This is a genomic window from Helicobacter cetorum MIT 00-7128 (assembly GCF_000259255.1).
Taxonomy (GTDB): domain Bacteria; phylum Campylobacterota; class Campylobacteria; order Campylobacterales; family Helicobacteraceae; genus Helicobacter; species Helicobacter cetorum_B.
The window spans coordinates 705,506-731,013 of the sequence record NC_017737.1 but is presented as its reverse complement, the minus strand read 5'-3'; the positions used below and the strand labels follow the sequence as shown (position 1 = coordinate 731,013).

Below are 25,508 nucleotides of genomic sequence, written 5' to 3'. Positions count from 1 at the left end.
TTATTAGCCTCTATAGCAAATAATTATAACTAATGTAATAAATATTCGTGCTTTTAAAATAATATAAGAACTTTGAATTTGCATCTTTTAAGGGAGGCATCTTAAGCGCCAATTCAAAGCGGTGTTTGAGATTAAGCGTCATAGTTACTCCAAGATTTAACACTAAATTAAAATCATTTGGTTGCGAATAGCCTTTCACATCTTGCAATTTTTGATACATGCCATTCCAACCTACCCCAATACCTCCAAATATCCCTAAAGCAAATTTTTTTTCTCTATCAATAGGCTTATCCATAATTAAGTCTAAGTTCATGCTTGCAATTTGATAAGACGCTAGAGCATTATTTTTAAACCCTTTTAACCCTCCCCCTAGATATTCCCCATAAAAACGCAATCCGCTAATTCCATTAGAAAAATATTTTTGATACCCTCCTCTAACTCCATACAACAAAGGATAAGCTTGAATTCTTCCTAATTCTTGCGTATTGTAATAAGGATATGCTTTAATGCCAATTTCACCTAGTAAAACCCCTACAAAAAACCCACTCTTTCTTTGTGCCATATTTTGACTAAGAAGGGCTTGTTCTTGTTTGTAAAGTTCGCCCCTTAGCATATATAATCGGCGTTTCTTTTGCTGAATCTCTTTAAGAAGTAGAGCTTGTTTGTATTGCTCTTCTTGGGTTTGATTCTCGCTTTCAGGTGTGGGTTTAATTTCTAAGGGCTCTTTTTCATCTGTAGCTTGAGCTATAGCGCTAAAAACTCCCCATATCAACAAGAATCTTAACACCTTAGAATACATATTGATACCCCACACTAGCTAAAGCACCCCACCAAGTTTGACTTGAAGGATTAGCGTGCAAAAAAGGAAAGTTATTCAAAACTTTAAATTCAAATTCAATGCGATTTTTTTCTAGCACTGTAATAGCTAAACCTGTATTAAATGACATGCCCCATTCAGCATTATGATTTGTCCCTTGTGCTATCACACCTAGCCCCAAGCCCATATAGCCCCCCATATAAAGATACTTCCCCACAAAGGGTAAAGGAAAATCCAATAAAAAATCCCCATTAATCATCACAGATTGGAATCCCACATTTCCAAATTCAGCCTTTTTGGGTGCACCCCCATAGTATTGAATATACACACGCCTACCGATAATATTTGGCTTAACCAAGCGTGCAAAAAGTGATGGTTTAAAAGTTTGATAGCCAAAGCGCAAACCATAGGCAAACAAGTAATTTAAAATATTGCCCGTAATACTAGAGCTATTGGTTTTAAGCATGATTTCATGGTTATAAAAAAAACCGGTATTCACCCCCAAGATTAACCCACTTTTAGCATTGGCTCGCTTTAAATCCCTAATTAATTCTTCAACTTCTTTGTCTTCATAAGCCTTGTAATACTTGATATATTTGTAATATTTAGGGTCTAAGGTATCGTAGTCAATAGCACCCAAATGTGTGCATACCCCTAATAAAAGCGCTAAAAATTTTTGTCTTTCTAAACCCAAATTAGACTTATTCTCCTTGTCTATTTTTTCAAAAATTACCTTGAATTATACTAGAAAAACTTTTGAACTCTTAAAAGATGCTCCTTGAAAAATAGTAAAGTGTCCCCCCAAGCTCAAAGTCATGCTACAATGATAAACACGCTATCGTAACAAAAACGATAAAACTTAAAATATAAGGAAGTTACAAATATTATGAGTTTGCAAACTGCCCCCACAAAAAAAATCACTCTAAACACCCTTCAAGCTAAAAAGAATCAAGAAAAAATTACCGCCACCACCGCTTATGATGCATTATTTGCTAAAATGTTTGATTCCTTAGTAGATGTGATTTTAGTCGGTGATAGCTTGAATATGAGTTTTTTGGCTCAAAATGACACTTTAAGTGCGAGTATGGATATGATGCTCTATCACACTAAAGCGGTGTGTGCAGGCGCTAAGATTCCTTTTATCATCACAGATTTGCCCTTTGGAAGCTATAAAGATGAAAAAACAGCCCTAAAAAACGCTATTAGAGTTTATAAAGAAACTCAAGCGAGCGCGATTAAATTAGAAGGGGGAAAAGAAAAAGCGAGTTTGATTAAAACGCTCACAAACGAAGGCATTATTGTGGTAGGACACATCGGCTTAATGCCCCAATTTGTGCGTCTTGATGGGGGCTATAAAATTAAAGGTAGAAACGAAGAACAAAAGAAAAAACTTTTAGATGATGCTCTGAGTTTAGAAGAAGCTGGAGTTGGGCTACTTGTTTTAGAAGGTATAACCACCCCTATTGCACAAGAAATCACTCAAAAAGTTAAAATCCCCACTATCGGCATAGGGAGTGGCAAAGATTGCGACGGACAGATTTTGGTGTGGAGTGATATGCTAGGCTTTTTTGATAGCTTTAAACCAAAATTTGTGCGCGAGTATCTTAATGGAAAAGAGTTGGTTCAAAGTGCTATCAAACAATACGCTGATGATGTCAAAAATGGCGTTTTTCCTAATGAATTAGAAAGCTATAATTAAATGAAAGAACGCTTAGTCAATTTAGAAACTTTAGATTTTGAAACTTCTCAAGAAGTGAGTTTGCGCCCTAATCTTTGGGAAGATTATATCGGTCAAGAAAAAATTAAGAGCAATTTACAAATTTCTATCCAAGCCGCTAAAAAACGCCAAGAAAGTTTAGACCACATGCTCTTTTTTGGCCCACCGGGTTTGGGTAAAACTTCTATTAGTCATATCATTGCCAAAGAAATGGAAACCAACATCAAAATCACAGCCGCTCCTATGATAGAAAAAAGCGGTGATTTAGCTGCCATTCTCACTAACTTACAAGCTAAGGACATTCTTTTTATTGATGAAATCCACAGGCTTAGCCCTGCTATTGAAGAGATTTTATACCCAGCTATGGAAGATTTTAGACTAGATATTATCATAGGCTCAGGCCCAGCAGCTCAAACCATTAAAATTGATTTACCCCCTTTCACTTTAATAGGTGCTACTACTCGTGCTGGAATGCTCTCTAATCCTTTAAGAGATAGATTTGGCATGAGTTTTAGAATGCAATTTTATAGCCCTAGTGAATTAGCTCTCATTATTAAGAAGGCGGCGTTAAAACTCAATCAAAACATAGAAGAAGAAAGCGCTAATGAAATTGCTAAAAGAAGTAGAGGCACACCTAGAATTGCTTTAAGGCTTTTAAAAAGGGTGCGTGATTTTGCTTTGGTAAAAAATTCAAGTTTAATGGATTTAAACATTACTTTGCATGCTTTAAATGAATTAGGTGTGAATGAATTAGGCTTTGATGAAGCGGATTTGATGTATTTATCCTTGTTAGCCAACGCTCAAGGAAAGCCGGTGGGTTTAAACACGATTGCTGCATCAATGAGAGAAGATGAAAACACGATTGAAGATGTGATTGAGCCTTTTTTACTCGCTAATGGCTATTTAGAACGCACTGCTAGAGGAAGAATCGCTACACCTAAAACTTATAAGTTGTTGGATATCCCCACCACTAACCCTACAAGAGCAAGTCTGTTTTAGTTTGATAATTTGAATTTTCTATGAAAGCTTTCAATCTAAACAACCGCCGTTATATCGGCTCAAAAACCAAACTCATAGAATGGGTATTTAAAAATTTAAAATTAGATAATATCAAAAGTGTGTGCGATATTTTTGCTGGAAGTGGGGTAATAGCTAGTCAATTTGCTACTATTTCTAACATTAAAAATATTATTATAAATGATATTTTATTTTCTAATGAAATGATTTATCATGCTTTTTTTAAAGGGCAAGACGCAGATTTTAAAAGCTTACAAGAATTAAAAGAGTATTATAACAAGGCTTTGAAGTTAAAAGAAAATTATTTTAGCCAACATTTTAGCGATAAATTTTTTAGCCACAACGATTGTATAAAAATCGGTAGCATTAGAGAGCATATAGAAAGCTTGAATTTAGATAAACTCAATAAAGATATTTTATTGACAAGCCTCATTTATTCTATGGATAAAATCGCTAACACGGTGGGGCATTATGAAGCTTATAGGAAAAAAGAGATTTTACAAGATAGATTTGTTTTTGAACTTATCGCCCCTATCAAACATGACAAAAATATTATAATAAAAAGACAAAACGCTAATATATTAGCCAAGACTTTAAAAACGGATTTGGTCTTTCTTGACCCTCCTTATAATTCAAGACAATATAGTCGGTTCTACCATCTTTATGAAAACTTAGTGCAGTGGAAAAAACCCAAGCTTTATGGAACAGCCTTAAAACCAAAATGCGAGAATATGAGCGAGTATTGTCGTTCTAATGCTAAAAAAGAATTGAGCGATTTAATCAAAAACTTAGATTGTAAAACAATCGCTTTAACTTATAATAATACCTACAATTCTAAATCTAGCTCTTCGCAAAATAAGATAAGTTTTGAAAATATAATAGATATTTTAGGTCAAAAAGGAAAATTAAGTGTCAAAGAAAAAGCCCATAGTTTTTTTAATTCAGGAAAAACTGATTTTAAAGAGCATAAAGAATTTTTATTTATCGTGGAAGTGAAACCTTGAATAAGCCTATTCGCTCACCCTTTTTCTATGTAGGGGATAAATACAAGCTCATGCCACAACTCAATAAATTATTTCCAAATAATATCAATCAATTTATTGAACCCTTTGTAGGTGGGGGTAGCGTGTTTTTAAACACTAAGGCTAAAAGATTTTTAGCTAATGATATAGATACCCATATTATCAACTTGCATAAAACCCTAAGTCAATTCAATATCCATGACCTTTTTAATGAACTATCTAAGATTATCACTCATTATGGCTTATCATTTTCTCTTAAAGGCATTACAGCCCCTAATGAATTAAAAAAACAATATATAAAAACTTACTACGCCAAATATAATAAAATAGCTTATGAAAAACTAAGGGCTGATTTCAACTCTAATCAAAATAACATGCTCTATTTATACTTGCTTTTAATTTATGGGTTTAATCATATGATTAGGTTTAATTCTAAAGGACTTTTTAACTTACCTGTGGGTAATGTGGATTTTAATGAAAATGTTTATAACGCCCTAAAAAACTACCTAGATTTTTCAAAGCTTAATACCATTATTTTTTATAATACTGATTATATTGATTTTCTTAAATCTATCACTTATTCAAAAGATGACTATGTGTATTTTGACCCCCCTTATTTAATCTCAAATAGTGAATACAACAAACTATGGGATAGCGATAACGAGATAGTCCTATATAGCATGATAGATAGCTTAAATAAAAAGGGGGTTAAATTTGGTCTCACTAATCTTATTTATCATAAGGGAGAGACTAACTCTATTTTAAAAGAGTGGGCTAAAAAATATTATATTTTTAATATAAAAAGTAATTATATCAGTTTTAATGACAATACCATTAAAGAAGATAGTAAGGAAATCTTTGTAACTAATTATAGGTAATCAAATATGGCTAGAAAAATAATGCGAAAAATTTTAAGCTTTTCAACCACCATGCGAAACCCTAAACGGATAGGGCAATTTTTAGCTGTTTTAGAAAAATTTGAGAATCAAATCCTTTATTCTTCAACGATTATGCAAATTGTCAAATCTGTTTTATCTCATAGGCTTTATAGACCTACATCTATCGATTACAATGAAAAATTGAAAGAAAAATTTGACTCTAATGAATATGTTTTGAGCAATGAAGAACTAGAACATATCATAAAAAATTCCCCCCAAGAGCATAAAGAAAAAGGTTTTGAATACGGATGGGAAAGCCGTTTTGATACTTGGTATAAGCTTATGTGTGAGTTTGGGTTTTGTTACTATGTCAAAAATGAAAAGATTTTAATCAGTGATAGTGCTAAAAGGCTTGTTAGTGCTTATTATGATAGAAAAAACAACGCCTTTAAAGAAAGCGTTGATGAAAGCGTAGTTGGAGCTATATTTTTAAACGCTCTATCTAAATATGAAGTAGGAAACCCCTATAAAAAGAACTTAAACCATAACAACCCTTTCAAGCTATTACTCTCGCTTTTAGTTAAACTCAAAAGCACGCATTTAACTCCCCTATGTATCAAAGAAATCCCTATTTTACTTTGCTGGCGAAATAATAATGCTGATGAGCTTTATGATTATATGATTCATTTAAGACAAGAAATTATTGCTATCAACAAAATACAACTTAGCTATTCAGATGAATTTATCTATGAAAAATGCCTAGAGCTTTTAGAAAGCGATAATAAAATACGATTCAAAATGAGTCAAATCACTAGCGAAGCTGTTGATGAATACATTAGAAAAATGCGTATTACAGGACTTATCTCGTTGCGTGGTAATGGTAGGTTTATTGATATTAACACCAATGAAAGTAACAAAATAAATTATATTTTACAAACTCATAACGCTTTTAAAAATGACTATTTAGATGATAGTCAAGCTAATAAGCTCGCTTTTTTTAATTACATGGCGAGTGTAGATAGCTTTCTTATTAGCGCCACCACAATTAGCATTGATGAAAATATTAAATCAAGCAAGTTACATGAACTAGCTAATGCTTACTCTAAGGATTTTGTAAAACAAGAATTGCTTATTACTTGCAACAAGCAAAAAGAGTCAAAAGATAGTTTCTTAAGACTCATTGATAAACCTTTACGCTTGGAATTTTTAACAGCCATTTTCTTAACACAAAGTTTTAAAAATCTAAGCGTTATACCAAACTATAAAAGCGATGATGAAGGACTACCCATATTTACAGCAAGCGGAAACAAGGCTGATATTATAGCTATGGATACAAAAGCTGAGAGTTACATAGAAGTGAGTTTGATTAGAGATAGGAATCAAAGTGCTTTAGAAATGATACCCATTGAAAGGCATTTAAAAGAGTTGATTAGAAACAGCACTAATAATAAAGAAAAATTTAGTGTCTTTGTAGCTCCAAATATCCACAACGATGCCAAAGAGTATGCAAGATTTGCTAAATTTAAGAACAACAAAATCAATATACCTTGTTACGCCATTAATGATTTTATAGAAAAAGTAGAAAATAGCACAGAATTGCTACAACTTAATGATGAAAAATTGCTAATTTTATAAAAAGTTTTATACAAGCTAAAAGCCAACTCTGTTAGTTTTAAATTGCTAAAACAAGAAACAAAAAATGGCGAGAGAGTAGAAGAATCGAACTTCTCAGCACCTAGACATCTAGGCACTCTATGGGTTTGAAGCCCAAGGCATACACCAGATACGCTTACTCTCCATAAAGCAAGTTTAAAAATAATTAGTGGCATTCTAGCATAAAAATTTTAGAACTATAGGACTAACAAAATTCAAACTTTTACTTTTTAACCTTGTTTAAAAAGAAAATTACACTACAATAACGATAAAAATTTCTCATAAGGTATAAATACAAATCATGTTTGGCATGGGCATTTTTGAAATCCTTGTTGTAGTGATTGTAGCGATTATTTTTTTAGGGCCAGAAAAATTCCCCCAAGCTATTGTAGATATTGCGAAGTTTTTTCGTGCTGTAAAAAAAACGCTCAATGACGCTAAGGACACTTTAGATAAAGAAATCAATATTGAAGAACTAAAAAAAGAGACCCTAGAATACCAAAAACTCTTTGAAAACAATCTTGAAGGCGTTTCTAAGGGTGTTAGGATTGAAGAATTAGAAGACGCTAAAATAAGTGTGGAAAATGAGATTAAAAGCGTTCAGGATTTAATGCAAGATTATGAACAAAACTTTAAAAAAGACAAGCTTCTTAGTAATCTGAATGAAGAAGTTTCAAGCAATGAGTCTTTTAAAGACACAGCATTAGTTATTGATAATAATACAGAAAAACACAACAAAGAAAAAGAGCATGTTTGAAGATTTAAAACCGCATTTACAGGATTTAAGAAAGCGTTTGATGGTTTCTGTAGGAACGCTTTTGGTGGCGTTTTTAGGGTGTTTTCATTTTTGGAAAAATATTTTTGAATTTATCAAAGACTCTTATAAAGGCACACTCATTCAGCTTTCCCCCATTGAAGGGGTGATGGTAGCGATTAAAATAAGTTTTTCAGCCGCAATAGTCATTTCTATGCCCATTATTTTTTGGCAATTATGGCTCTTTATCGCCCCAGGACTTTATAAAAATGAAAAAAAAGTGATTCTGCCTTTTGTATTTTTTGGGAGTGCTATGTTTTTAATCGGAGCTAGTTTTTCTTACTATGTAGTGTTTCCTTTTATCATTGAATACTTGGCTACTTTTGGAAGCGATGTGTTTGCTGCCAATATTTCTGCATCTAGTTATGTGAGCTTTTTTACCCGCTTGATTTTAGGTTTTGGCGTAGCGTTTGAATTACCCGTTTTGGCGTATTTCTTGGCTAAGGTAGGCTTGATTACTGATGCGAGCCTGAAGGCGTATTTTAAATACGCTATCGTAGTGATTTTCATTGTAGCGGCTATTATCACTCCCCCTGATGTGGTGAGTCAAATCTTTATGGCATTACCACTAGTTGGGCTTTATGGACTTTCTATTTTAATTGCAAAGTTTGTCAATCCTGCTCCAAAAGATGAAGAACATGACATTAAAGAAAATGAATAAAAAGCGAGTGATAATTGAGAGAGTTTGATTTAGAAAGCTATGATTATAACTTGCCTAAAGAGTTGATTGCAAACTACCCTATTCTACCCAAAGAAAAGGCTAAATTGCTCGTATATGAAAGGCATTCGCAAAAAATTACGCACACCACTTTTGAGCATGTCTTGGACTTTTTCCCTAAAAACGCTCTTGTTGTGTTAAATGACACTAAAGTGATTAAAGCTAGGCTTTTTGGAGCCAAACACGCTTTTTCTCATTCAAGAACTACCGAAGTGTTTTTCCACCGCTTTATTAAAGACAATATCGCTCTAACTCAAATTAATGGTAAAGTCAAAGTAGGCACTAAAATCTTTTTTGATGCAAATACTTACGCTGAAGTCTTAGAATTACTAGATAATGGACAACGCTTAATCGCTTTTTATGAAAACAATAACCCCTTAAAAGAAGCTAGTATCTTAAGACTTTTAGAACAATATGGGCATATGCCCCTACCCCCCTATATTAAAAGAGCTGATGAAAGTTTGGATTTGAATGAATATCAAAGTGTGTTTGCTAAACATTCTGGAGCGATTGCTGCCCCTACGGCATCATTACATTTTTCTAAAAACTGCTTAGAAACTTTGCAAAAAAATTTCAAGCACACTTTTTTAACCTTGCATGTGGGGGCTGGAACTTTTGTAAATGTAGAAACTAAGGATATTAGAGAGCATAAAATCCATACAGAAATTTTACAAATCTCCAAAAATAGTCAAAAAATCCTACAAGAATCAAAAGAAATTTTATGTATCGGCACGACTGCTTTAAGAAGCGTGGAATATTTCAAACGCTTAGAAAACCCCAAACAAGAAACTTTTGAATGCGATATTTTCTTGCATTTGGCTAACCCTATTAAGCATGTGAATTACTTACTCACTAATTTTCATTTACCAAAATCAAGCCTTTTAATGCTTGTAAGTGCCTTGATAGGTTTAGAAAAGGCCAAAGAAATCTATTCTATAGCTATAGAAAAACAATATCGTTTTTATTCTTATGGCGATGGAATGCTGATTTTATGAACCCTTTATTACAAGACTACGCTAACATTCTTTTAGAATGGAATAAAACGCATAATTTAAGCGGGGCAAGAAATTTAAGCGAGTTAGAACCCCAAATTTTAGACGCCCTAAAGCCTTTAGAATTTATCAAAGATTTTAAGACTTGCTTAGATATAGGAAGTGGTGCGGGTCTTCCAGCAATCCCTTTAGCCTTAGAAAGACCTAACACACAATTCATTCTTTTAGAACCCAGAGTTAAAAGAGTAGCCTTTTTAAACTATCTTAAAAGCGTTTTATTATTAAAAAATATTGAAATTATTAAAAAGCGTTTGGAAAATTATAAAAGCCCCATACAAATGGATTTAATCACATCTAGAGCGGTTGCAAGCTCTTCTTTTTTGATAGAAAAAAGCCAGCATTTGCTTGAAAATAAGGGGCATTTTTTATTCTATAAGGGTGAGCAATTAAAAAATGAGATTGCTTGCAAAGACACTGAATGCTTTATTTATGAAAAACGCATTTATTTTTACAAATCAAAGGAAAGTTTATGTTAAGAATTTTAGCCTTTCTTGTTATTATATGGATTGTATGGCGCTTGTTTTTTAAAAAATCCGTTTTTAAAAATACTTTTAACAACAAAGAGCAAGAGACTAGAGAGTTAGAAGAAAAAATGATTGTCTGTTCTAAATGCCAAACCTATGTCTCTAGCAAGGATGCCATTTATAGCGGGGCTATAGCTTATTGTAGTGAGGCTTGTTTGAATGATAAGGGGTAATATATTTTTATACCCTATAAAAATATATCAATTAAGTAAAAGTCTATAACTTAGATGTAATTCTTAAAAAACTACTTTTAAAGGATAAACATGCTTATCTTAGGACACCCCTTAATCCCCTCTCCTAATTTTGTTTTCATTAAAAACATTGATAATATTCGTTCTACCACCAATAACGACATTGTTTATTTTGGGGCTTGCAAAAAAAATTTAGAATTAGCCAAATATTGCTTTGAAAATAGCGTCAATTTTAGCGTAATCTTTTTATCACACAAAGCACCCCTAGAGACGGATACATTTTTTTTATTCAACGCCTTTAAGCCACACTACTATATCTTTAATGATATTGAACAAGCTATTATCGCTCAGCAACACGCCACTAATTACTTATTGGATAGCAAAATTTTGTTTTCTATGGATTTAGACAATACAAAGTTATGGCAAATTTGTGCTAACGCCCAAATTGATGGTGCCATTTCTAAAGATTTACTTCTTTTTAAATAAGCCCTTTTTAAACAAATCTTAGTTATAATAACCCCCTTGTTTAGCAAATGGGGAGATGTCCGAGTGGTTGAAGGAGCACGCCTGGAACGCGTGTAAGGTGCAAGCCTTCGAGGGTTCGAATCCCTCTCTCTCCGCCATGACCTTTAAAAATGCCACGAATGCGAAACAAAGAACAAAAAGCTCCGCTCAAAAGCACTACGACTTTCGGGTGTTAAAAAGATTTTCATGCCCAATTCCATATCAAAATCATGGTGTAAAATAATCGTGCGAAACTGCACCCCAAACTGCCCAATCGCTCTAAAATAAGTGTTTGTAAAATGAAAGTCTTTGATTGAATCCCAAGTATTAACAATCAGATTTTGCACCTTATGATTCATTATCCAAGTATTAGCTGCTAATTGCAATCCAAAGAAAAATGCCCAACGATTGATAGGATTTTTATTATATGCTACCATAAAATCTCCACCAACTCCATAAGTAAACATATTGGCTTGCAAGGTAGAATTATTAGCAAATAACACATTGCCATAATCCACAAAAATATAATACCTAGAATACGCCCAATCATTCTTAGGGTTGACTTCATACCCCAAAAGAATATCCGCTCCTTGCAACAATTTGTTAGCATTCAAAGAGCGCACAAAAACCATGCCAACTTGATAAGATGAGGCCATATAACTCAAATTTTTCGCCCCAAGAAATTGACACAATACTCCCAGCATAACCCCTAAAAAACACACAACTTGCAAAAAACATGTCTGTTTTTTAAAAACTTGCTTGCTAGTATTGCACCAAATCATTCCTAATAACCCTTATACACCATTAAATAGACATGCTCTAATCTTTTTGCAAATTTTTTCACAAAACCTTATTATACTAAAACATAAGGATAAGTCTTTCTGTTCCTATAAAAGAGCCTTTAACCTTAAGATACTCCAAAGCAAGCAAGACAACTTTTAATTAAAACATGCTATTATGGCAAATCAATTTGTTAAATTAAGCGTCAATACGCTTTGAATAGGTTTAATCAAACCTAATTAAAACGCTAATAAAGAGGAGAAACGCTTTGAAACTACTAGTAGTAGATGACAGCTCAACCATGAGAAGAATCATTAAAAACACTCTTTCACGCTTAGGCTATGAAGATATTTTAGAGGCCGAACATGGCGTAGAGGCTTGGGAAAAATTAGATGCCAACGCTGATACTAAGGTGCTAATTACTGATTGGAATATGCCTGAAATGAATGGCTTAGACCTAGTTAAAAAAGTGCGTGCTGATGATAGATTTAAAGAAATTCCTATCATTATGATTACCACAGAAGGTGGAAAAGCTGAAGTAATTACCGCCTTAAAAGCTGGAGTAAACAACTATATTGTTAAGCCTTTTACCCCACAAGTTTTAAAAGAAAAGCTAGAAGTTGTTTTGGGAACAAACGACTGAGCATGTCATTAGATGATGATATATTTTGAAACTTTTTTTGTTTTTTTTACAGAGCGTGAGGTCTTTATGGACTTTCTCGCACAAACGCTCAATTTAGCCCTTGAAGAGACAAATTTAGAAAACTTAAGGGCTTTCAACGAGACAAAGACAATTGATGTTTTAGCGAGTAAGAATTGGGAGTATTTCTCTACAAAAAATGCCTCAAAAACTCCTATCAAAGACACTCAATCTCTTTTAAAAGAAAGTTTTGTAGTGGTGCGTCTTGAATCAGACCCTAGCACTTCTTTACTGCCAAAGTTAGAGCATTTTTGTTCAATCCTTAAGCAACGCCTAGATAAAGATATTGATTTTTATTATTTTACCCAGCAACTCAAAAATCAAGATTGGTTGGATGCCTACCAAAAGAGTGTCTTGCCGGTGCAATGCGCAAAGTTTCATATCCGCCCAAGTTGGCACGAAAAGCCAAGCGATATTCCTACTAATTGCGACCTTTTAATCAATCCGGGACTTGCCTTTGGCTCGGGGCATCACGAAAGCACTTCTATGTGCTTGGAATTACTCTCCAATATTGATTTAGAAAATAAAAAAGTTTTAGATGTGGGTTGTGGGAGTGGGATTTTAAGTATTGCTATGAAAAAACAAGGCACTAGCTCATTAACAGCTTGTGATACTGATTCTCTTGCTATCCAAGCCACTTTACAAAATTTTGCCCTAAATCACCTAGAATTAAACGCTCAAGATGAAGTGTTTCAAGGCTCTACCCAACATATCAATGGGCTTTTTGATGTCGTAGTGGCTAATATTGTTGCTGATGTGATTAAAACTTTGCATAGTGAATTTTTACGCCTTTGTGATAATATTCTTATTGTTTCGGGGATTTTAGAAACTCATTTAGATTCTGTGCTACAAATCTATCAAGATTTTGAAGTCTTAGAACAAAAAAAGCGTAATGAATGGGTTGCTCTAAAACTTCTTAAAAAACAAGTAAATCATCAAGGATTTTAATGAAACCAACCAATGAACCCAAAAAACCATTTTTACAAAACCCTATCGTGTTGATTGTCCTTTGTGGCATACTTCTAATACTATTTTTGCGCTCTTTTAATAGCGCTGAAAGCGGATTTGGCGAACATTTCTTATCTTCTAGCACTAAAAATGTAAGCTATCATGAGATTAAACAACTCATTAGTAATAATGAAGTAGAAAATGTCAGCATAGGTCAAACGCTCATCAAAGCGAGCCACAAAGAAGGCAACTCACGCATTATCTATATTGCTAAACGAGTGCCTGATTTAACCCTCGTCCCGCTTTTAGATGAGAAAAAAATCAATTATTCAGGCTTTAGTGAGTCTAACTTCTTTACAGACATGCTAGGGTGGCTTATGCCCGTGCTTGTGATTTTGGGCTTATGGATGTTTATGGCAAATCGCATGCAAAAAAATATGGGTGGAGGCATTTTTGGCATGGGTGGGGCTAAAAAACTCATCAATGCTGAAAAACCAAAAGTGCGCTTTAACGATATGGCTGGTAATGAAGAGGCTAAAGAAGAAGTTGTAGAAATTGTAGATTTTTTAAAATATCCTGAGCGCTATGCAAGTTTAGGAGCAAAAATTCCTAAAGGTGTGCTTTTAGTAGGCCCTCCGGGAACGGGCAAAACCCTTTTAGCTAAAGCAGTGGCCGGTGAGGCAAATGTGCCATTCTTTTCTATGGGCGGTAGTAGTTTTATTGAAATGTTTGTAGGCTTAGGTGCAAGCAGAGTAAGAGACTTATTTGAAATCGCTAAAAAGGAAGCTCCTAGCATCATTTTTATTGATGAAATTGATGCTATAGGTAAGAGCAGAGCCGCAGGAGGCATGGTAAGTGGGAATGATGAAAGAGAGCAGACCCTAAACCAACTCTTAGCCGAAATGGATGGTTTTGGGAGCGAAAATGCCCCTGTAATTGTTTTAGCTGCCACAAACCGCCCTGAGATTTTAGACCCAGCCCTTTTAAGACCCGGTCGCTTTGACAGACAGGTTTTAGTAGATAAGCCTGATTTCAATGGCAGAGTGGAAATTTTAAAAGTGCATATCAAGGGTGTGAAACTTGCTAATGATGTAGATTTACAAGAAGTTGCAAAGCTTACTGCAGGTCTAGCTGGAGCAGATTTAGCCAATATTGTTAATGAGGCTGCATTATTAGCTGGAAGAAACAATCAAAAAGAAGTCAAACAACAACACTTAAAAGAGGCGGTAGAAAGGGGTATTGCAGGATTAGAAAAGAAAAGTAGAAGAATTAGCCCTAAAGAAAAGAAAATTGTCGCCTACCATGAAAGCGGTCATGCTGTAATTTCTGAAATGACTAAAGGAAGTGCGAGAGTGAATAAAGTCTCTATCATTCCAAGAGGCATGGCAGCTCTAGGCTATACACTCAACACACCTGAAGAAAACAAATATTTAATGCAAAAGCATGAGTTGATTGCTGAAATTGATGTGCTTTTAGGCGGAAGAGCAGCCGAAGATGTCTTTTTGGAAGAAATTTCTACTGGTGCAAGCAATGATTTAGAAAGGGCTACTGATATTATTAAAGGCATGGTAAGTTACTATGGCATGAGCAGTGTGAGCGGGCTTATGGTGTTAGAAAAACAACGCAATGCCTTTTTAGGTGGAGGGTTTGGCTCATCTAGGGAATTTAGTGAAAAAACCGCAGAGAGCATGGATAATTTTATCAAAAACCTCTTAGATGAACGCTACAACCATGTCAAACAAACCTTGAGCGACTATAAAGATGCTATTGAAATTATGGTTAAAGAGCTGTTTGATAAGGAAGTAATCTCTGGCGAAAGAGTTAGAGAGATTATTGGTGAGTATGAGGTGGCAAATAATTTAGAAAGCCGTTTAGTTCCCCTAGAAGAACATGTAGGATAAGAATGTTTGGTTTCACTTATTCTTTCATTCTTGGCCTACTTAATGAAATGCAAGGGATATACTAATGCCTATTAAACCCCTTTATCTCTTCCCCAATCTCTTCACTGCTAGTAGTATTTTTCTAGGTGTGATGAGCATGTTCTATGCCTCAAGTCAAGAATTTGTTATGGCTTGTTGGCTTGTTGTAGCAAGCCTTATTTTAGATGGACTTGATGGGCGTGTAGCAAGACTTACAAATACCACGAGCAAATTTGGCGTAGAATTTGATTCTTTAGCTGATGTGGTCGCTTTTGGAGTAGCCCCTAGCATGATTGCTTATTTTTATATGGGTCATAACTTTGGACGCATCGGTATGGCTGTGAGTGCATTATTTGTGATTTTTGGAGCGATACGCCTTGCACGATTTAATATTAGCACTAACACAAGCGACCCCTACTCTTTCATAGGTATTCCTATTCCTGCAGCAGCGGTATTGGTGGTGCTTGGAGTATTGCTAGATAATAAATATCATTTTTTAGAAGAATTGTGGATAAAGTTTTTCTTAGCCTATATTGTCTTACTAGGGGTGCTTATGGTAAGCAATATCCGCTACCCTAATTTTAAAAAAGTCAAATGGAATCTCAAGCTTTTTATTTTAGTGTTGATTTTCCTATTGCTCGTTTTTGTGCGCCCCCTAGAGGTATTAAGTGCGTTTATGCTTGTTTATTTATTCTATGGGATTTTACGCTGGGTTTGCTTAATGGTAAAAATTATTTTTAAACGCAATACATAAGGGTTAAAATATAAAAAGGATTAGATATGAAACAAGAAACTTTTTATATAGAAGGTATGACTTGCACGGCTTGTTCTAGCGGAATTGAACGCTCTTTAGGACGCAAAAGTTTTATTGAAAAAATAGAAGTTAATCTCTTAAGTAAAAGTGCGAGCGTTACTTTTGATGAAAATAAAAGCTCTTTAGAAGAGATTTTTAAACTTGTAGAAAAACTAGGTTATAGCCCCAAAAAGACCTTAGCATCAAATTCCAAAAAAGAATTTTTAAGCCCCACCACCAAACTACTAGGAACTATAGTCTTTACGCTTTTTGTTTTATATCTCTCTATGGGTGCTATGCTCTTACCCAACCTTTTACCTAGCAATCTACTCACAAGTGATAATCATAGTAGCTTTTTAAACGCATGTTTGCAACTTGTAGGGACTTTGATTGTTATGCACTTTGGAAGAGATTTCTTTATTCAAGGTTTTAAAGCCCTATGGCACAAACAACCCAACATGAGTAGCCTTATAGCCATAGGCACAAGCTCTGCGTTTTTATACAGCCTATATAGCCTATACCTTGCATACCAACAAAATCTCAATGAAACGCATTATTATTTTGAGAGCGTATGCGTGATTTTAATGTTTGTAATGATTGGCAAACGCATTGAAAATATTTCTAAAGATAAAGCTTTAGATGCTATGCAAGCCTTGATGAAAAACGCCCCAAAAACAGCGCTAAAAATAGAAAATGATAATCAAATTGAAGTTTTAATAGATAGCATAGAAGTAGGCGATATTTTAAAGATTTTACCCGGCAGTTATATTCCCATAGATGGCGAAATCATAGAGGGCGAAGGCGAATTAGATGAGAGTATGCTTACAGGTGAAGCCTTGCCTATTTATAAAAAAGTCGGTGATAAAGTCTTTTCAGGCACTCTTAATAGCCACACGAGTTTTTTAATCAAAGCTACGCATTCTAATAAAAATAGCACCCTATCTAAAATCATAGAGCTTATCAATAACGCTCAAAATTCTAAGGCAGAGATTTCTCGCCTAGCAGACAAGGTCTCAAGCGTGTTTGTGCCAAGTGTTATAGCGATTGCAAGCCTTGCTTTTATCGTGTGGCTCATAATCGCACCAAAGCCTGATTTTTGGAGTAATTTTGGCATGGCTTTGGAAGTATTTATTGCAGTTCTTGTGATTTCTTGCCCATGCGCTTTAGGCTTAGCAACACCTATGAGTATTTTAGTGGCTAATCAAAAGGCTAGTAGCTTAGGACTATTCTTTAAAAACGCTCCAAGCTTAGAAAAAGTGCGCCTAGTTAGCATGATTGTATTTGATAAAACCGGCACACTCACTAATGGCAAACCTATGGTCAAGGAAGTTATCCTAAGTCCAAACATAGAATTACAAGATTTATTAAGCCTAGCTTTAAGCATTGAGAGCAGTAGCGAACATGTCATTGCTAAGGGTATTGTAGAATACGCTAAAAACCATAACACCCCTTTAAAAGAGATTCAAGAAGTCAAAGTCAAAACCGGTTTTGGTATCAGTGCTAAAATGGATTATAAGGGCGTTGAAGAGATGATAAAAGTGGGTAATAGCGAGTTCTTTAAACCTAATAACACCCTAGAAATTACAGAAAGGGGGATTTTAGTTTTTGTAGGTAGGGTCATTAGTGAAAATGAAGATGAGCTTTTGGGAGCGTTTGTTTTAGAAGACTTACCTAAAGTGGGAGTCAAAGAACATCTAGCAAGCATTAAAAACTTAGGCATAAAGACCATGCTTTTAAGTGGGGATAATGAAGAAAATGTCAAAAAATGCGCCCTAGATTTAGGACTAGATAGTTATAAGGCTAACGCAAAACCAGATGACAAGCTCAACACCATTAAAGAGCTTAAAGAAAAGGGTGAAATTGTTATGATGGTAGGCGATGGCTTGAATGATGCCCCAAGCCTTGCCATAAGTGATGTGGCAGTTGTTATGGCTAAAGGAAGTGATGTGAGTGTTCAAAGCGCTGATATTGTAAGTTTTAACAACGATATTAAATCTGTTTATAGTGCGATTAAATTAAGCCAAGCAACGATTAAGAATATTAAAGAAAATTTGTTTTGGGCTTTTTGCTATAATAGCATATTTATCCCTTTAGCTTGTGGAGTCGCTTATAAACTAGATATTATGCTAAATCCTATGTTAGCAAGTCTAGCGATGAGTTTAAGCTCTGTAAGTGTGGTCTTAAACGCCCAAAGGCTAAGAAAATTTAAAATTAAGGATAGTTAAATGAGTTCAAAGGTTATTTTTAAAGTGCCAAGCATTACTTGCGAGCATTGTGTGGATAAGATTGAGAAGTTTGTAGGTGAAATTGAAGGCGTGAGCTTGATTGATGTAAGCATTGAAGAAAAAAGTGTAAGCGTAGAGTTTGATGCCCCAGCCACTGAAAATGCGATTAAAGAAGCCTTGCTTGATGCGGGGCAAGAAGTTGTGGATTAGTATCTTAAAAAAAGCAATCCACATAATTTTAGAATTTAAATCTAGTAAAAAGGAAGCGTATGAGAGTAAGTTTTTTTGTGCCTACAATTGTTGGTAAAAGATGTGTAGAAAAATTAGAAAGCTATATTGGTGAATTAAGTGGTATTAATCATATCAATGTAAACACCTCTAAGAAAACCGTTCTTGTGGAATTTTCTAGCTTGACAAATGCCAAAGCAATTGAAAATGCCATTAAAGATGCTGGTTATGAGGCTATGCCAAATGTTAGCGATGATTTTTAGGTCATTTTATTAAAGATTACTAATTTTCTTAATGTTGTGTATCTTGCTTTAATAGATGAAACAAAAACTCCACCATAAGTGCACTTAGAGACTAAAATATAGTATAATCTACATTCGTTTTATTATGCTTAACTCTAACATCAAGGAATTTTCAATGTTGAAAAATTTTATCTCTTATAAAACTTTATTGAGAGCATTAGTAGCAGGTAGTCTATGTATCAGTTCTGCTATGGCAGATACCCCTAGTGCTCCAAATCCTGATGAACTCAAACAGCAATGTGATGCTGGAAATGGTAGCGCTTGTAACAATTTGGGTGTCATGTATCAAAACGCTCAAGGCGTGTCCAAAGACTATGAGCAAGCCGTGGCTCTATATAAAAAAGCATGCGATTTAGGTGTTGGAGATAGTTGTTACAATCTAGGAGTGATGTATGCTAACGCCCGAGGCATAGCTAAAGATGATAAGCAGGCTTTAGACCTTTATAAAAAAGCTTGTGATTTAAAAATTGGAGATAGTTGTAGCAATCTAGCTAGCATGTATCAAAATGGACAAGGTGTAGCGCAAGATTACGAAAAGGCTGTAACCCTCTACAAAAAAGCATGTGAATTAGGTATTGGAAGTGGATGCACCAATTTAGGCATTATGTATCAAAATGGACAAGGTGCGTCTAAAGACTATGGTCAAGCAGTAGCTCTTTATAAAAAAGCATGCGGTTTAGATGATGGCAATGGCTGTAATAACCTAGGTGTTATGTATGCTAATGGAAGAGGCGTGGCTAAAGATAATAAACAAGCCATAGAACTTTATCAAAAATCATGTAACCTAAATAATGGAAATGGATGTAATAGTCTAGGCATTATGTATACTAACGGACAAGGTGTGCCACAAAATGACAAGCGAGCGGTTGAATTCTACAAAAGAGCTTGCACTTTAAAAAATGGTAGCGCTTGTAATACTTTAGGCGACAAGTATCAAAGCGGACAATTTGTATCTCAAGACCTTGCTAAAACTGTTACCCTTTACACCAAGTCATGCGAATTAGGTTTTGGAACCGGTTGTTTCAATCTAGCCGTAATGTATACTAATGGGCAAGGTGTGTCTAAAGACTACGAACAAGCTGTAGCTCTCTATGCAAAAGCTTGTAATTTTGGAAATAAGGATGCTTGCAATAACTTAGGTAATCTATATCAAAAGGGCAAGAATGTGAAAAAAGATGATGACCAAGCAGCCGCCTTTTTCAAAAAAGCATGTGATTTAGGCTCTAAAGAGGGTTGCAAAAAACATGAAAGATTAGCTAAATAAACCCCTTAGCTATAATTTTCTTTAGCTATTTGAGATTACAAAACTAAATTCATCTTTTAAGATGAATTTAGCCAAAACTTTTATACCCCTCCTACTCTTAAATGATTGAAACCAATTAAAGTGTTCTAAATCCTAAAAAAACTTAGAACATTATATAAGACTGACACGAGCTTTCATTGTTCAAAAGTTATGCCAAGCAAATATGTGGCACAAATAATAAGATATACAAGAATTTATGCAAGCTCTAAAACTAAAGTCAAGCAAAATACTTTTATAAAATATATAAATGATTTTAAAATACTACAAATAACCTATTTGTCTCCCCCTCACAACATAAGCTAATACATTGCCAACCACTTGGTTATTTGATTATTTAACTAAATGCCAAAAAATCTCTCAATAAATACTATAATACAAGTTTAATCAAATTCAAAGGTCAAGCATTTGAAACTCTTTTTCAAGCGTTATTCTAAGTATCTTAAAGAGCATTATAAAAGCTTTATAATTGTTTTATTTTCTTCAATCGTTGTAGCCTTAAGCACGGCATGGGGGACTTATTTAGTCAAACCCACCTTAGATGATATTTTTATCAATAAAGATGTTGAAATGCTAAAAGTATTACCTTTTTTAGTGATTTTGGCGTATTTTGGTAAGAGTGGGGGCATTTATCTAGGCACTTATTTTACTAACTTCATCGGGCTTGATATTATCAAAAAATTACGCAACGCTATGCTAGAAAGCCTTCTAAAAATGGAAATGGATTTTTTCAATAGGACTAAAAAGGGCGAATTAATCGCACGAATTACTAATGATATAGGTTTAATTAGAGCGAGTTTGTCAAATTATCTTTCAGAAAGCGTGCGAGAGGGGTTAACAATTATAGGATTAGTAGGTGTGGTGATTTATCAAAGCCCAAAATTAGCGTTAGTGGGGTTAGTGATTATGCCCTTAGCTGCCATTCCTATTAGTAAAATCATTCGTAAGGTTAAAAAACTTGCTAAAGCTAACCAAGAGAGTAACGCTAAAATCACGGCACGCTTAAGCGAAGTCTTTAACAATGTAGAAGCGATTAAAATTTCTAATGGCGAAAGATTAGAGCATAAGGCTTTTGTGAAAGAAAATGAAGCGTTTTTTAAAATCGGTATCAAAAATATCGCCGTGGCTGAAATCTCTTCGCCTTTAATGGAGTTTTTAGGCTCCATTGCTATAGCATTAGTGATTTATTTAGGGGGGAATGAAGTTATTAGTGGCAAGATTAGTGTGGGGGCGTTTTTTTCTTTTATCACCGCTCTTTTTATGCTCTATACTCCCATCAAGCGTTTGACTAGGATTATTTCTAATTTTCAAGAAGCTTTAGTAGCAAGCGATAGAGTCCATGAAATTTTAGAAAGAGAGCCTTCTATTATTGATGGAGAGCTTGTGTTAGATAACGCCATACACACTATAGAACTTAAAAATGTATGGCTTGCTTATGAAAATGAAAAACGTTACGCCTTAAGCGATATTAACTTGAAATTTCAACAAAATGAAATCATTGCTTTAAAGGGTGAAAGTGGGAGTGGCAAAAGTTCGCTTGTGAATTTAATCTTACGCCTTTATGAACCAAGCAAGGGCGAAATCTTAATCAATGACAAGAAAATAGAGAGTATCACTCAAAAATCTTTAAGAGAAAAGATTAGCATTGTAACTCAAAGGGTGTTTATCTTTAATGGGAGTGTGGCTGAAAATGTGGCGTATGGTTTAGAAATTGATGCAATAAAAATCAAAGAGTGTTTGAAAAAAGCTCAAGCTTTAGATTTTGTGGAAAAATTACCCTATGGTATAGAAAGTATTTTAGATGAATTTGGCACCAATCTTAGTGGGGGACAACGCCAAAGAATCGCCATTGCTAGAGCCTTATACAAAGACGCTCAAGTGCTAATCTTTGATGAAGCCACTTCTGCTCTTGATAGCACAACCGAAGAGAGCATTAAGCAAAGCATTTTAGAATTAAGAGAAAATCGCTTGATTATTTTGATTTCGCACAACCCAAGCACGCTAGAATTAGCCACTAAGCATGTGAAATTAGAGCATGGAAAATTGATAGAATGCTAAAGGAGGCGTATGTTTTTTAAGGGGTTTGTTTTAAACGCTATTATTTTAGGAATGCTTGGCTGTCATAACGCATGGCTAGGCTATACTTCTTTAGACTTAAAGTATAAAGAAACCCTTCAAAATCCCCCTACCCCATCAAATACCCCCAAACTTACCCTAACTCTTAATGCACCTAAAATCTTTTTTAACAAGCGTTTTGTCCCTCATTTCTATCAAGATGAATTTAAAAAGGCTATAGAAAAGCAAATTGCTAGTTTTTTAGAAAAAGAAGGCTATCAAATTAACCTAACTTCTCACACGCAAACTCAATCCAATGACACTTTTATTAGCCCTATAGGCAATGTTTTAATCTCTTTTGAAGAAGTGCCTAATGATTTGAAAGAAATTAAAGAAAAACTTAAAGACACTATTATGCCAACCATAAATCCTAGAAATGTAGCACGCTTACTTATTATCAAGGCTAATTTACAAGCTGAATGCACCCCCCAAGTTGCTTGCAGTTTTTTAAGCACCCCTATAAAAACCCATTTTAAAGTCCCTATTTTATACGCTAATCATTTAGATGATTTAGCACAACCTGCTGAAGATAATAAAGCTTATAATGACGCTATCATAAAAGCGCTTAATAAAATCTACCAAGACTTAATGAAAGGCTTAGAAGAGCGCCTTAAAAACACTTCTACAAAAGATACCCTTTGGCTCTAGCCTTTTATCTATCAAGCTATTTCTATGTCTCATAAAAATACCAAAAAACTAAAAACTATTTTTCTTGTTGTTATTGTTAGCTTGGGGATTTATCTCTCTTGGAATGTTTTATTAGAAAAATCTTTAGAATTTAAGCTCGCTACCTCAGCTAATGATTTACTTCTCAAATTGCTTATTATTTTGGGTGTTTTTTCAATTCTTGTGTTCCTTCAAGGTATCGTAACTTCGTATAAGAAACAAAAACTCAAACGCATTTTGCAGAAAATAGACACCATGAATGGCTTTGAGTTTGAAGAATATTCCAAACTATTTTTCACTTCAAAGGGTTTTGAAGTGGAGATAACTCAAAAAAGTGGCGATTATGGAGCGGATTTGATTATAGAAAAAGATAGCGTTAAATGGGTGGTTCAAGCCAAACGCTATTCGCACAAAGTCTCGCCTAAAGCCATTCAAGAAGTGGTCTCTTCTAAAGCCTACTATCATTGCGAAAAAGCTTGTGTGATTACTAATAGCTACTTCACCCAAGCAGCCAAAAATTTAGCCAAAGCTAATGAAGTGCTTTTAATTGACAGAAATGAGTGGGTTAGGTTTTTAAGCACACAAGTATAGTCTAATAAAGGTAATTTGCTTTTTGATTCTAATTCTCAAAAATCCATAAAATAAAAATCAACATACCTATTCGCTCCCTTCAGCGAACGTTGCCTTTATCTTAACTCAATATGTTATAATGTAGAGATTTAATACAAATTTCTACTTGGATAAAATTCAATGATTCAGTCTATTCACATTAAAAACTTTAAGAATTTTAAGGACACTAAAATTGAGGGCTTTACTAAGCTTAACATTATTACCGGTGAAAATAATGTGGGCAAGTCTAATTTATTAGAGGCATTGTATTGTTTAGTGGGCAAAGATATGCATCCATGTGCCAATATAACAGAAATTTATGACAACATACGCAAAGAACCTTTAACAACAGACTCAGCAAACTTAATTTTTTATGGCTTAGACACTAGTAAGAAAATACAAATCACAACAACTTTAGACAACCAAACCTTAGACTTACAAATAGAACTTGTCTCCAATGAAAACCAAAGAGTGATAGAATCACAAATAACACCTACAACAGAATATGCTCAAGCATTCTCTCAGCTCAACTTCGCACTTAAAAAAAATAATAAAGAAATCTATAAAGATAATTTAAATATTGCTAAAATTCCCAATTTTCCATTAATTCCTAATCAGCCAAGCTACAATAGGCAGTTTCCTAATTTTAACCCCAATCAATTACGAGAACTTTCATCATTTCAAAGAGCTACCATTATAACGCCTAGCGATGTCGCTCGTAAACAAAATGCTATGAACCCTAACACCATTCAGGCAGTGCGTAAAATTTGCGATAACAATCAACAAGAAGAAAGTCTGAATAAAAGCCTTAGTCAGTTCAATAAAAACATTCAATCTATTAGCTTTAGTGCGAATAACCAACTCAAACTAAAAGTAAGAAATATAGAAAAAGAAAAAGCCCCACTATCTATTTTTGGTGATGGCTTTATCAAATATTTACATATTATGAGTGCTCTTATTGTCAATAATGCAAAAGTTATTTGTGTTGATGAAGTAGAGAATGGTTTGCATTTTTCTACCATGAGATTGCTACTGGAGCATGTTGTTGATTTTTTGAAAAAAGATGGTGAAGAAGATGAAAAGCACAATAATCTACAAGTTTTTATGACTACCCACAGCCAAGAATTTGTAGAAATTTTAGACCAAGTTATTAAAGAAAAAGATTTTGCCTATGAAACTAAGTTGTTTTGCTTGAAAAATAAAAATGAAAATAGTCAAGATATTGTTTCACAAACTTACTATGGTGAGGCTCTTTCTACTTATTTCATTAATGAGGTAAATCTTTTTGGAGGCTCTGATAAATATAAGGAGAAACCTTGATGGGCAAAAAAATATTAATTTATGCAGAGGGAAAAAGTGATGTAAATTTTTTAGGCTTGTGGTTGTGTGATTGGGACTATTTGAAGTATTTTGAAATACGAAATGTGAATGGTAAAAATAAATTACAAAACAATAAAGGGGATATTGAAGAAATCATAAACAAGAAACACAACGATTATGAAGATTTTCTCATTTGTTTTGATGCTGATAGGGATTTTGAAAAAAGCCAACAAGAAATTAAAAATCAGCTTGAAGGCATTGAAATTTCAGATGAAAATATCTTTCTATTTCCATATAATATAAAACAGCGGAAAGAAAACAAACAAGAAGAAAAAGAAGAGCTAGAAACCTTGTTGCTACTTACTATCAAACCTAAACACGAGAAATTTGAAAATTGTTTTGTTTGTTATGAAACATGCTTTAACAACCATTTTAGCTCTAAAGATTTTAAATTAAGTGCAAAAGATAAGGTTTATGCATATTTAAGGGGACTTAAACTACAAGATTACTACACAAAAGAGTTCATTTTTGACAAAGTTATTACAAGAGAGGGTAAAGTTGAAGATAAAGATATTTTTAATCGTTTTAAGAACCTATTTGATTTTAATTCACTCTCTCTCAATCCCCTTAAAGATTTTTTAAAGCAACAAATAGCCAAGCTTAAAAAATAAATCCTCAAAAATTTTCTAATTTAAT

Annotated in this window: 27 protein-coding genes, 2 tRNA genes and 1 pseudogene; 26 read left to right on the top strand and 4 right to left on the bottom strand. The window is 34.1% G+C overall.

What is annotated here, in order from left to right:
* Positions 1–10: 10 nt before the first annotated feature.
* Together HCW_RS03505 and HCW_RS03500 are read right to left on the bottom strand one after the other, a co-directional pair.
* Positions 11–724: pseudogene (locus HCW_RS03505) on the bottom strand (outer membrane beta-barrel protein); the annotation flags it as partial.
* A gap of 64 nt (positions 725–788) precedes the next feature.
* Positions 789–1,511, bottom strand: coding sequence for a hypothetical protein (locus HCW_RS03500; RefSeq protein WP_014660842.1), 723 nt, complete (start codon positions 1,509–1,511; stop codon positions 789–791).
* Positions 1,512–1,703: 192 nt separating this feature from the next.
* On the opposite strand from HCW_RS03500, the gene panB reads away from it, so the two are divergent.
* From panB to HCW_RS03475, 5 genes are read left to right on the top strand one after another with little or no spacing between them, the layout of a single operon-like run.
* Positions 1,704–2,516 carry a 3-methyl-2-oxobutanoate hydroxymethyltransferase gene (gene panB, locus HCW_RS03495; RefSeq protein ID WP_014660841.1) on the top strand — a complete coding sequence of 271 codons (813 nt, stop codon included), beginning with the start codon at positions 1,704–1,706 and terminating at the stop codon, positions 2,514–2,516.
* Positions 2,517–3,533 carry a Holliday junction branch migration DNA helicase RuvB gene (ruvB, locus tag HCW_RS03490; protein WP_014660840.1) on the top strand — a complete coding sequence of 339 codons (1,017 nt, stop codon included), beginning with the start codon at positions 2,517–2,519 and terminating at the stop codon, positions 3,531–3,533.
* Between the two features lie 20 nt (positions 3,534–3,553).
* Entirely contained in the window at positions 3,554–4,555 is a 1,002-nt protein-coding gene (locus tag HCW_RS03485) for a DNA adenine methylase (protein WP_014660839.1), read from the top strand.
* Positions 4,552–5,451 (top strand): Dam family site-specific DNA-(adenine-N6)-methyltransferase, encoded by a 900-nt coding sequence (locus HCW_RS03480; RefSeq protein ID WP_014660838.1) that lies wholly within the window; start codon positions 4,552–4,554, stop codon positions 5,449–5,451. The genes HCW_RS03485 and HCW_RS03480 overlap by 4 nt, the downstream gene beginning before the upstream one ends.
* Before the next feature lie 6 nt (positions 5,452–5,457).
* Positions 5,458–7,086, top strand: a complete 1,629-nt coding sequence (locus HCW_RS03475) for an AlwI family type II restriction endonuclease (protein WP_014660837.1) — start codon at positions 5,458–5,460, stop codon at positions 7,084–7,086.
* 65 nt (positions 7,087–7,151) lie between these two features.
* Here HCW_RS03475 and HCW_RS09420 read toward each other — a convergent pair.
* A tRNA-Sec gene (locus HCW_RS09420) sits at positions 7,152–7,249 on the bottom strand.
* 156 nt (positions 7,250–7,405) lie between these two features.
* On the opposite strand from HCW_RS09420, the gene tatB reads away from it, so the two are divergent.
* The 7 genes from tatB (at position 7,406) to HCW_RS03440 (ending at position 11,026) form a co-directional block, all read left to right on the top strand.
* Entirely contained in the window at positions 7,406–7,861 is a 456-nt protein-coding gene (gene tatB / locus HCW_RS03470) for a Sec-independent protein translocase protein TatB (protein WP_014660836.1), read from the top strand.
* On the top strand, positions 7,854–8,579 hold the full coding sequence (gene tatC, locus HCW_RS03465) for a twin-arginine translocase subunit TatC (RefSeq protein WP_014660835.1): 726 nt from the start codon (positions 7,854–7,856) through the stop codon (positions 8,577–8,579). Before tatB ends, tatC begins: the two co-directional genes overlap by 8 nt.
* Positions 8,580–8,593: 14 nt before the next feature.
* Positions 8,594–9,631, top strand: a complete 1,038-nt coding sequence (gene queA / locus HCW_RS03460) for a tRNA preQ1(34) S-adenosylmethionine ribosyltransferase-isomerase QueA (RefSeq protein WP_014660834.1) — start codon at positions 8,594–8,596, stop codon at positions 9,629–9,631.
* A complete protein-coding gene (rsmG, locus tag HCW_RS03455; protein ID WP_014660833.1) occupies positions 9,628–10,164 on the top strand; it encodes a 16S rRNA (guanine(527)-N(7))-methyltransferase RsmG in 537 nt (178 codons plus the stop codon). The genes queA and rsmG overlap by 4 nt, the downstream gene beginning before the upstream one ends.
* Complete coding sequence (locus tag HCW_RS03450) at positions 10,158–10,385, top strand: PP0621 family protein (RefSeq protein ID WP_014660832.1); 228 nt, start codon at positions 10,158–10,160, stop codon at positions 10,383–10,385. The genes rsmG and HCW_RS03450 overlap by 7 nt, the downstream gene beginning before the upstream one ends.
* Positions 10,386–10,475: 90 nt before the next feature.
* Positions 10,476–10,889, top strand: a complete 414-nt coding sequence (locus tag HCW_RS03445) for a hypothetical protein (RefSeq protein WP_014660831.1) — start codon at positions 10,476–10,478, stop codon at positions 10,887–10,889.
* 49 nt (positions 10,890–10,938) lie between these two features.
* A tRNA-Ser gene (locus HCW_RS03440) sits at positions 10,939–11,026 on the top strand.
* Between the two features lie 6 nt (positions 11,027–11,032).
* Here HCW_RS03440 and HCW_RS03435 read toward each other — a convergent pair.
* Positions 11,033–11,689, bottom strand: a complete 657-nt coding sequence (locus HCW_RS03435) for an outer membrane protein (protein WP_014660830.1) — start codon at positions 11,687–11,689, stop codon at positions 11,033–11,035.
* A gap of 266 nt (positions 11,690–11,955) precedes the next feature.
* Between HCW_RS03435 and HCW_RS03430 the strand changes: the two genes are divergently transcribed.
* The 14 genes from HCW_RS03430 to HCW_RS09085 all read left to right on the top strand — a co-directional run bounded on the left by HCW_RS03430 (position 11,956) and on the right by HCW_RS09085 (position 25,483).
* Positions 11,956–12,330 carry a chemotaxis response regulator CheY gene (locus HCW_RS03430; RefSeq protein WP_014659753.1) on the top strand — a complete coding sequence of 125 codons (375 nt, stop codon included), beginning with the start codon at positions 11,956–11,958 and terminating at the stop codon, positions 12,328–12,330.
* Positions 12,331–12,342: 12 nt separating this feature from the next.
* Entirely contained in the window at positions 12,343–13,335 is a 993-nt protein-coding gene (prmA, locus tag HCW_RS03425; RefSeq protein WP_014660829.1) for a 50S ribosomal protein L11 methyltransferase, read from the top strand.
* Positions 13,335–15,236: an ATP-dependent zinc metalloprotease FtsH gene (gene ftsH, locus HCW_RS03420; protein WP_014660828.1), complete on the top strand. Its 1,902-nt coding sequence runs from the start codon at positions 13,335–13,337 to the stop codon at positions 15,234–15,236. The genes prmA and ftsH overlap by 1 nt, the downstream gene beginning before the upstream one ends.
* Positions 15,237–15,300: 64 nt before the next feature.
* A complete protein-coding gene (gene pssA, locus HCW_RS03415) occupies positions 15,301–16,008 on the top strand; it encodes a CDP-diacylglycerol--serine O-phosphatidyltransferase (RefSeq protein ID WP_014660827.1) in 708 nt (235 codons plus the stop codon).
* Positions 16,009–16,034: 26 nt separating this feature from the next.
* The gene (locus HCW_RS03410; RefSeq protein ID WP_014660826.1) at positions 16,035–18,272 is read left to right on the top strand and encodes a heavy metal translocating P-type ATPase; all 2,238 of its coding nucleotides are present in this window, start codon (positions 16,035–16,037) and stop codon (positions 18,270–18,272) included.
* On the top strand, positions 18,273–18,482 hold the full coding sequence (copP, locus tag HCW_RS03405) for a copper-binding metallochaperone CopP (RefSeq protein ID WP_014660825.1): 210 nt from the start codon (positions 18,273–18,275) through the stop codon (positions 18,480–18,482).
* A 59-nt stretch (positions 18,483–18,541) separates the two neighbouring features.
* Entirely contained in the window at positions 18,542–18,763 is a 222-nt protein-coding gene (locus tag HCW_RS03400; protein WP_014660824.1) for a cation transporter, read from the top strand.
* Positions 18,764–18,917: 154 nt separating this feature from the next.
* Positions 18,918–20,066, top strand: a complete 1,149-nt coding sequence (locus HCW_RS03395; protein ID WP_014660823.1) for a tetratricopeptide repeat protein — start codon at positions 18,918–18,920, stop codon at positions 20,064–20,066.
* 176 nt (positions 20,067–20,242) lie between these two features.
* Positions 20,243–20,314, top strand: a complete 72-nt coding sequence (locus HCW_RS09980) for a Kazal-type serine protease inhibitor domain-containing protein (protein ID WP_155802293.1) — start codon at positions 20,243–20,245, stop codon at positions 20,312–20,314.
* Between the two features lie 196 nt (positions 20,315–20,510).
* Positions 20,511–22,160 carry an ABC transporter ATP-binding protein gene (locus HCW_RS03390; protein WP_014660822.1) on the top strand — a complete coding sequence of 550 codons (1,650 nt, stop codon included), beginning with the start codon at positions 20,511–20,513 and terminating at the stop codon, positions 22,158–22,160.
* Between the two features lie 9 nt (positions 22,161–22,169).
* Positions 22,170–22,865, top strand: coding sequence for an HpaA family protein (locus HCW_RS09705; RefSeq protein WP_014660821.1), 696 nt, complete (start codon positions 22,170–22,172; stop codon positions 22,863–22,865).
* A 24-nt stretch (positions 22,866–22,889) separates the two neighbouring features.
* The gene (locus tag HCW_RS03380; RefSeq protein WP_014660820.1) at positions 22,890–23,474 is read left to right on the top strand and encodes a restriction endonuclease; all 585 of its coding nucleotides are present in this window, start codon (positions 22,890–22,892) and stop codon (positions 23,472–23,474) included.
* Positions 23,475–23,633: 159 nt separating this feature from the next.
* Positions 23,634–24,812 (top strand): AAA family ATPase, encoded by a 1,179-nt coding sequence (locus tag HCW_RS03375; protein WP_014660819.1) that lies wholly within the window; start codon positions 23,634–23,636, stop codon positions 24,810–24,812.
* Entirely contained in the window at positions 24,812–25,483 is a 672-nt protein-coding gene (locus HCW_RS09085; protein ID WP_014660818.1) for a DUF3226 domain-containing protein, read from the top strand. The genes HCW_RS03375 and HCW_RS09085 overlap by 1 nt, the downstream gene beginning before the upstream one ends.
* Positions 25,484–25,508 lie beyond the last annotated feature (25 nt).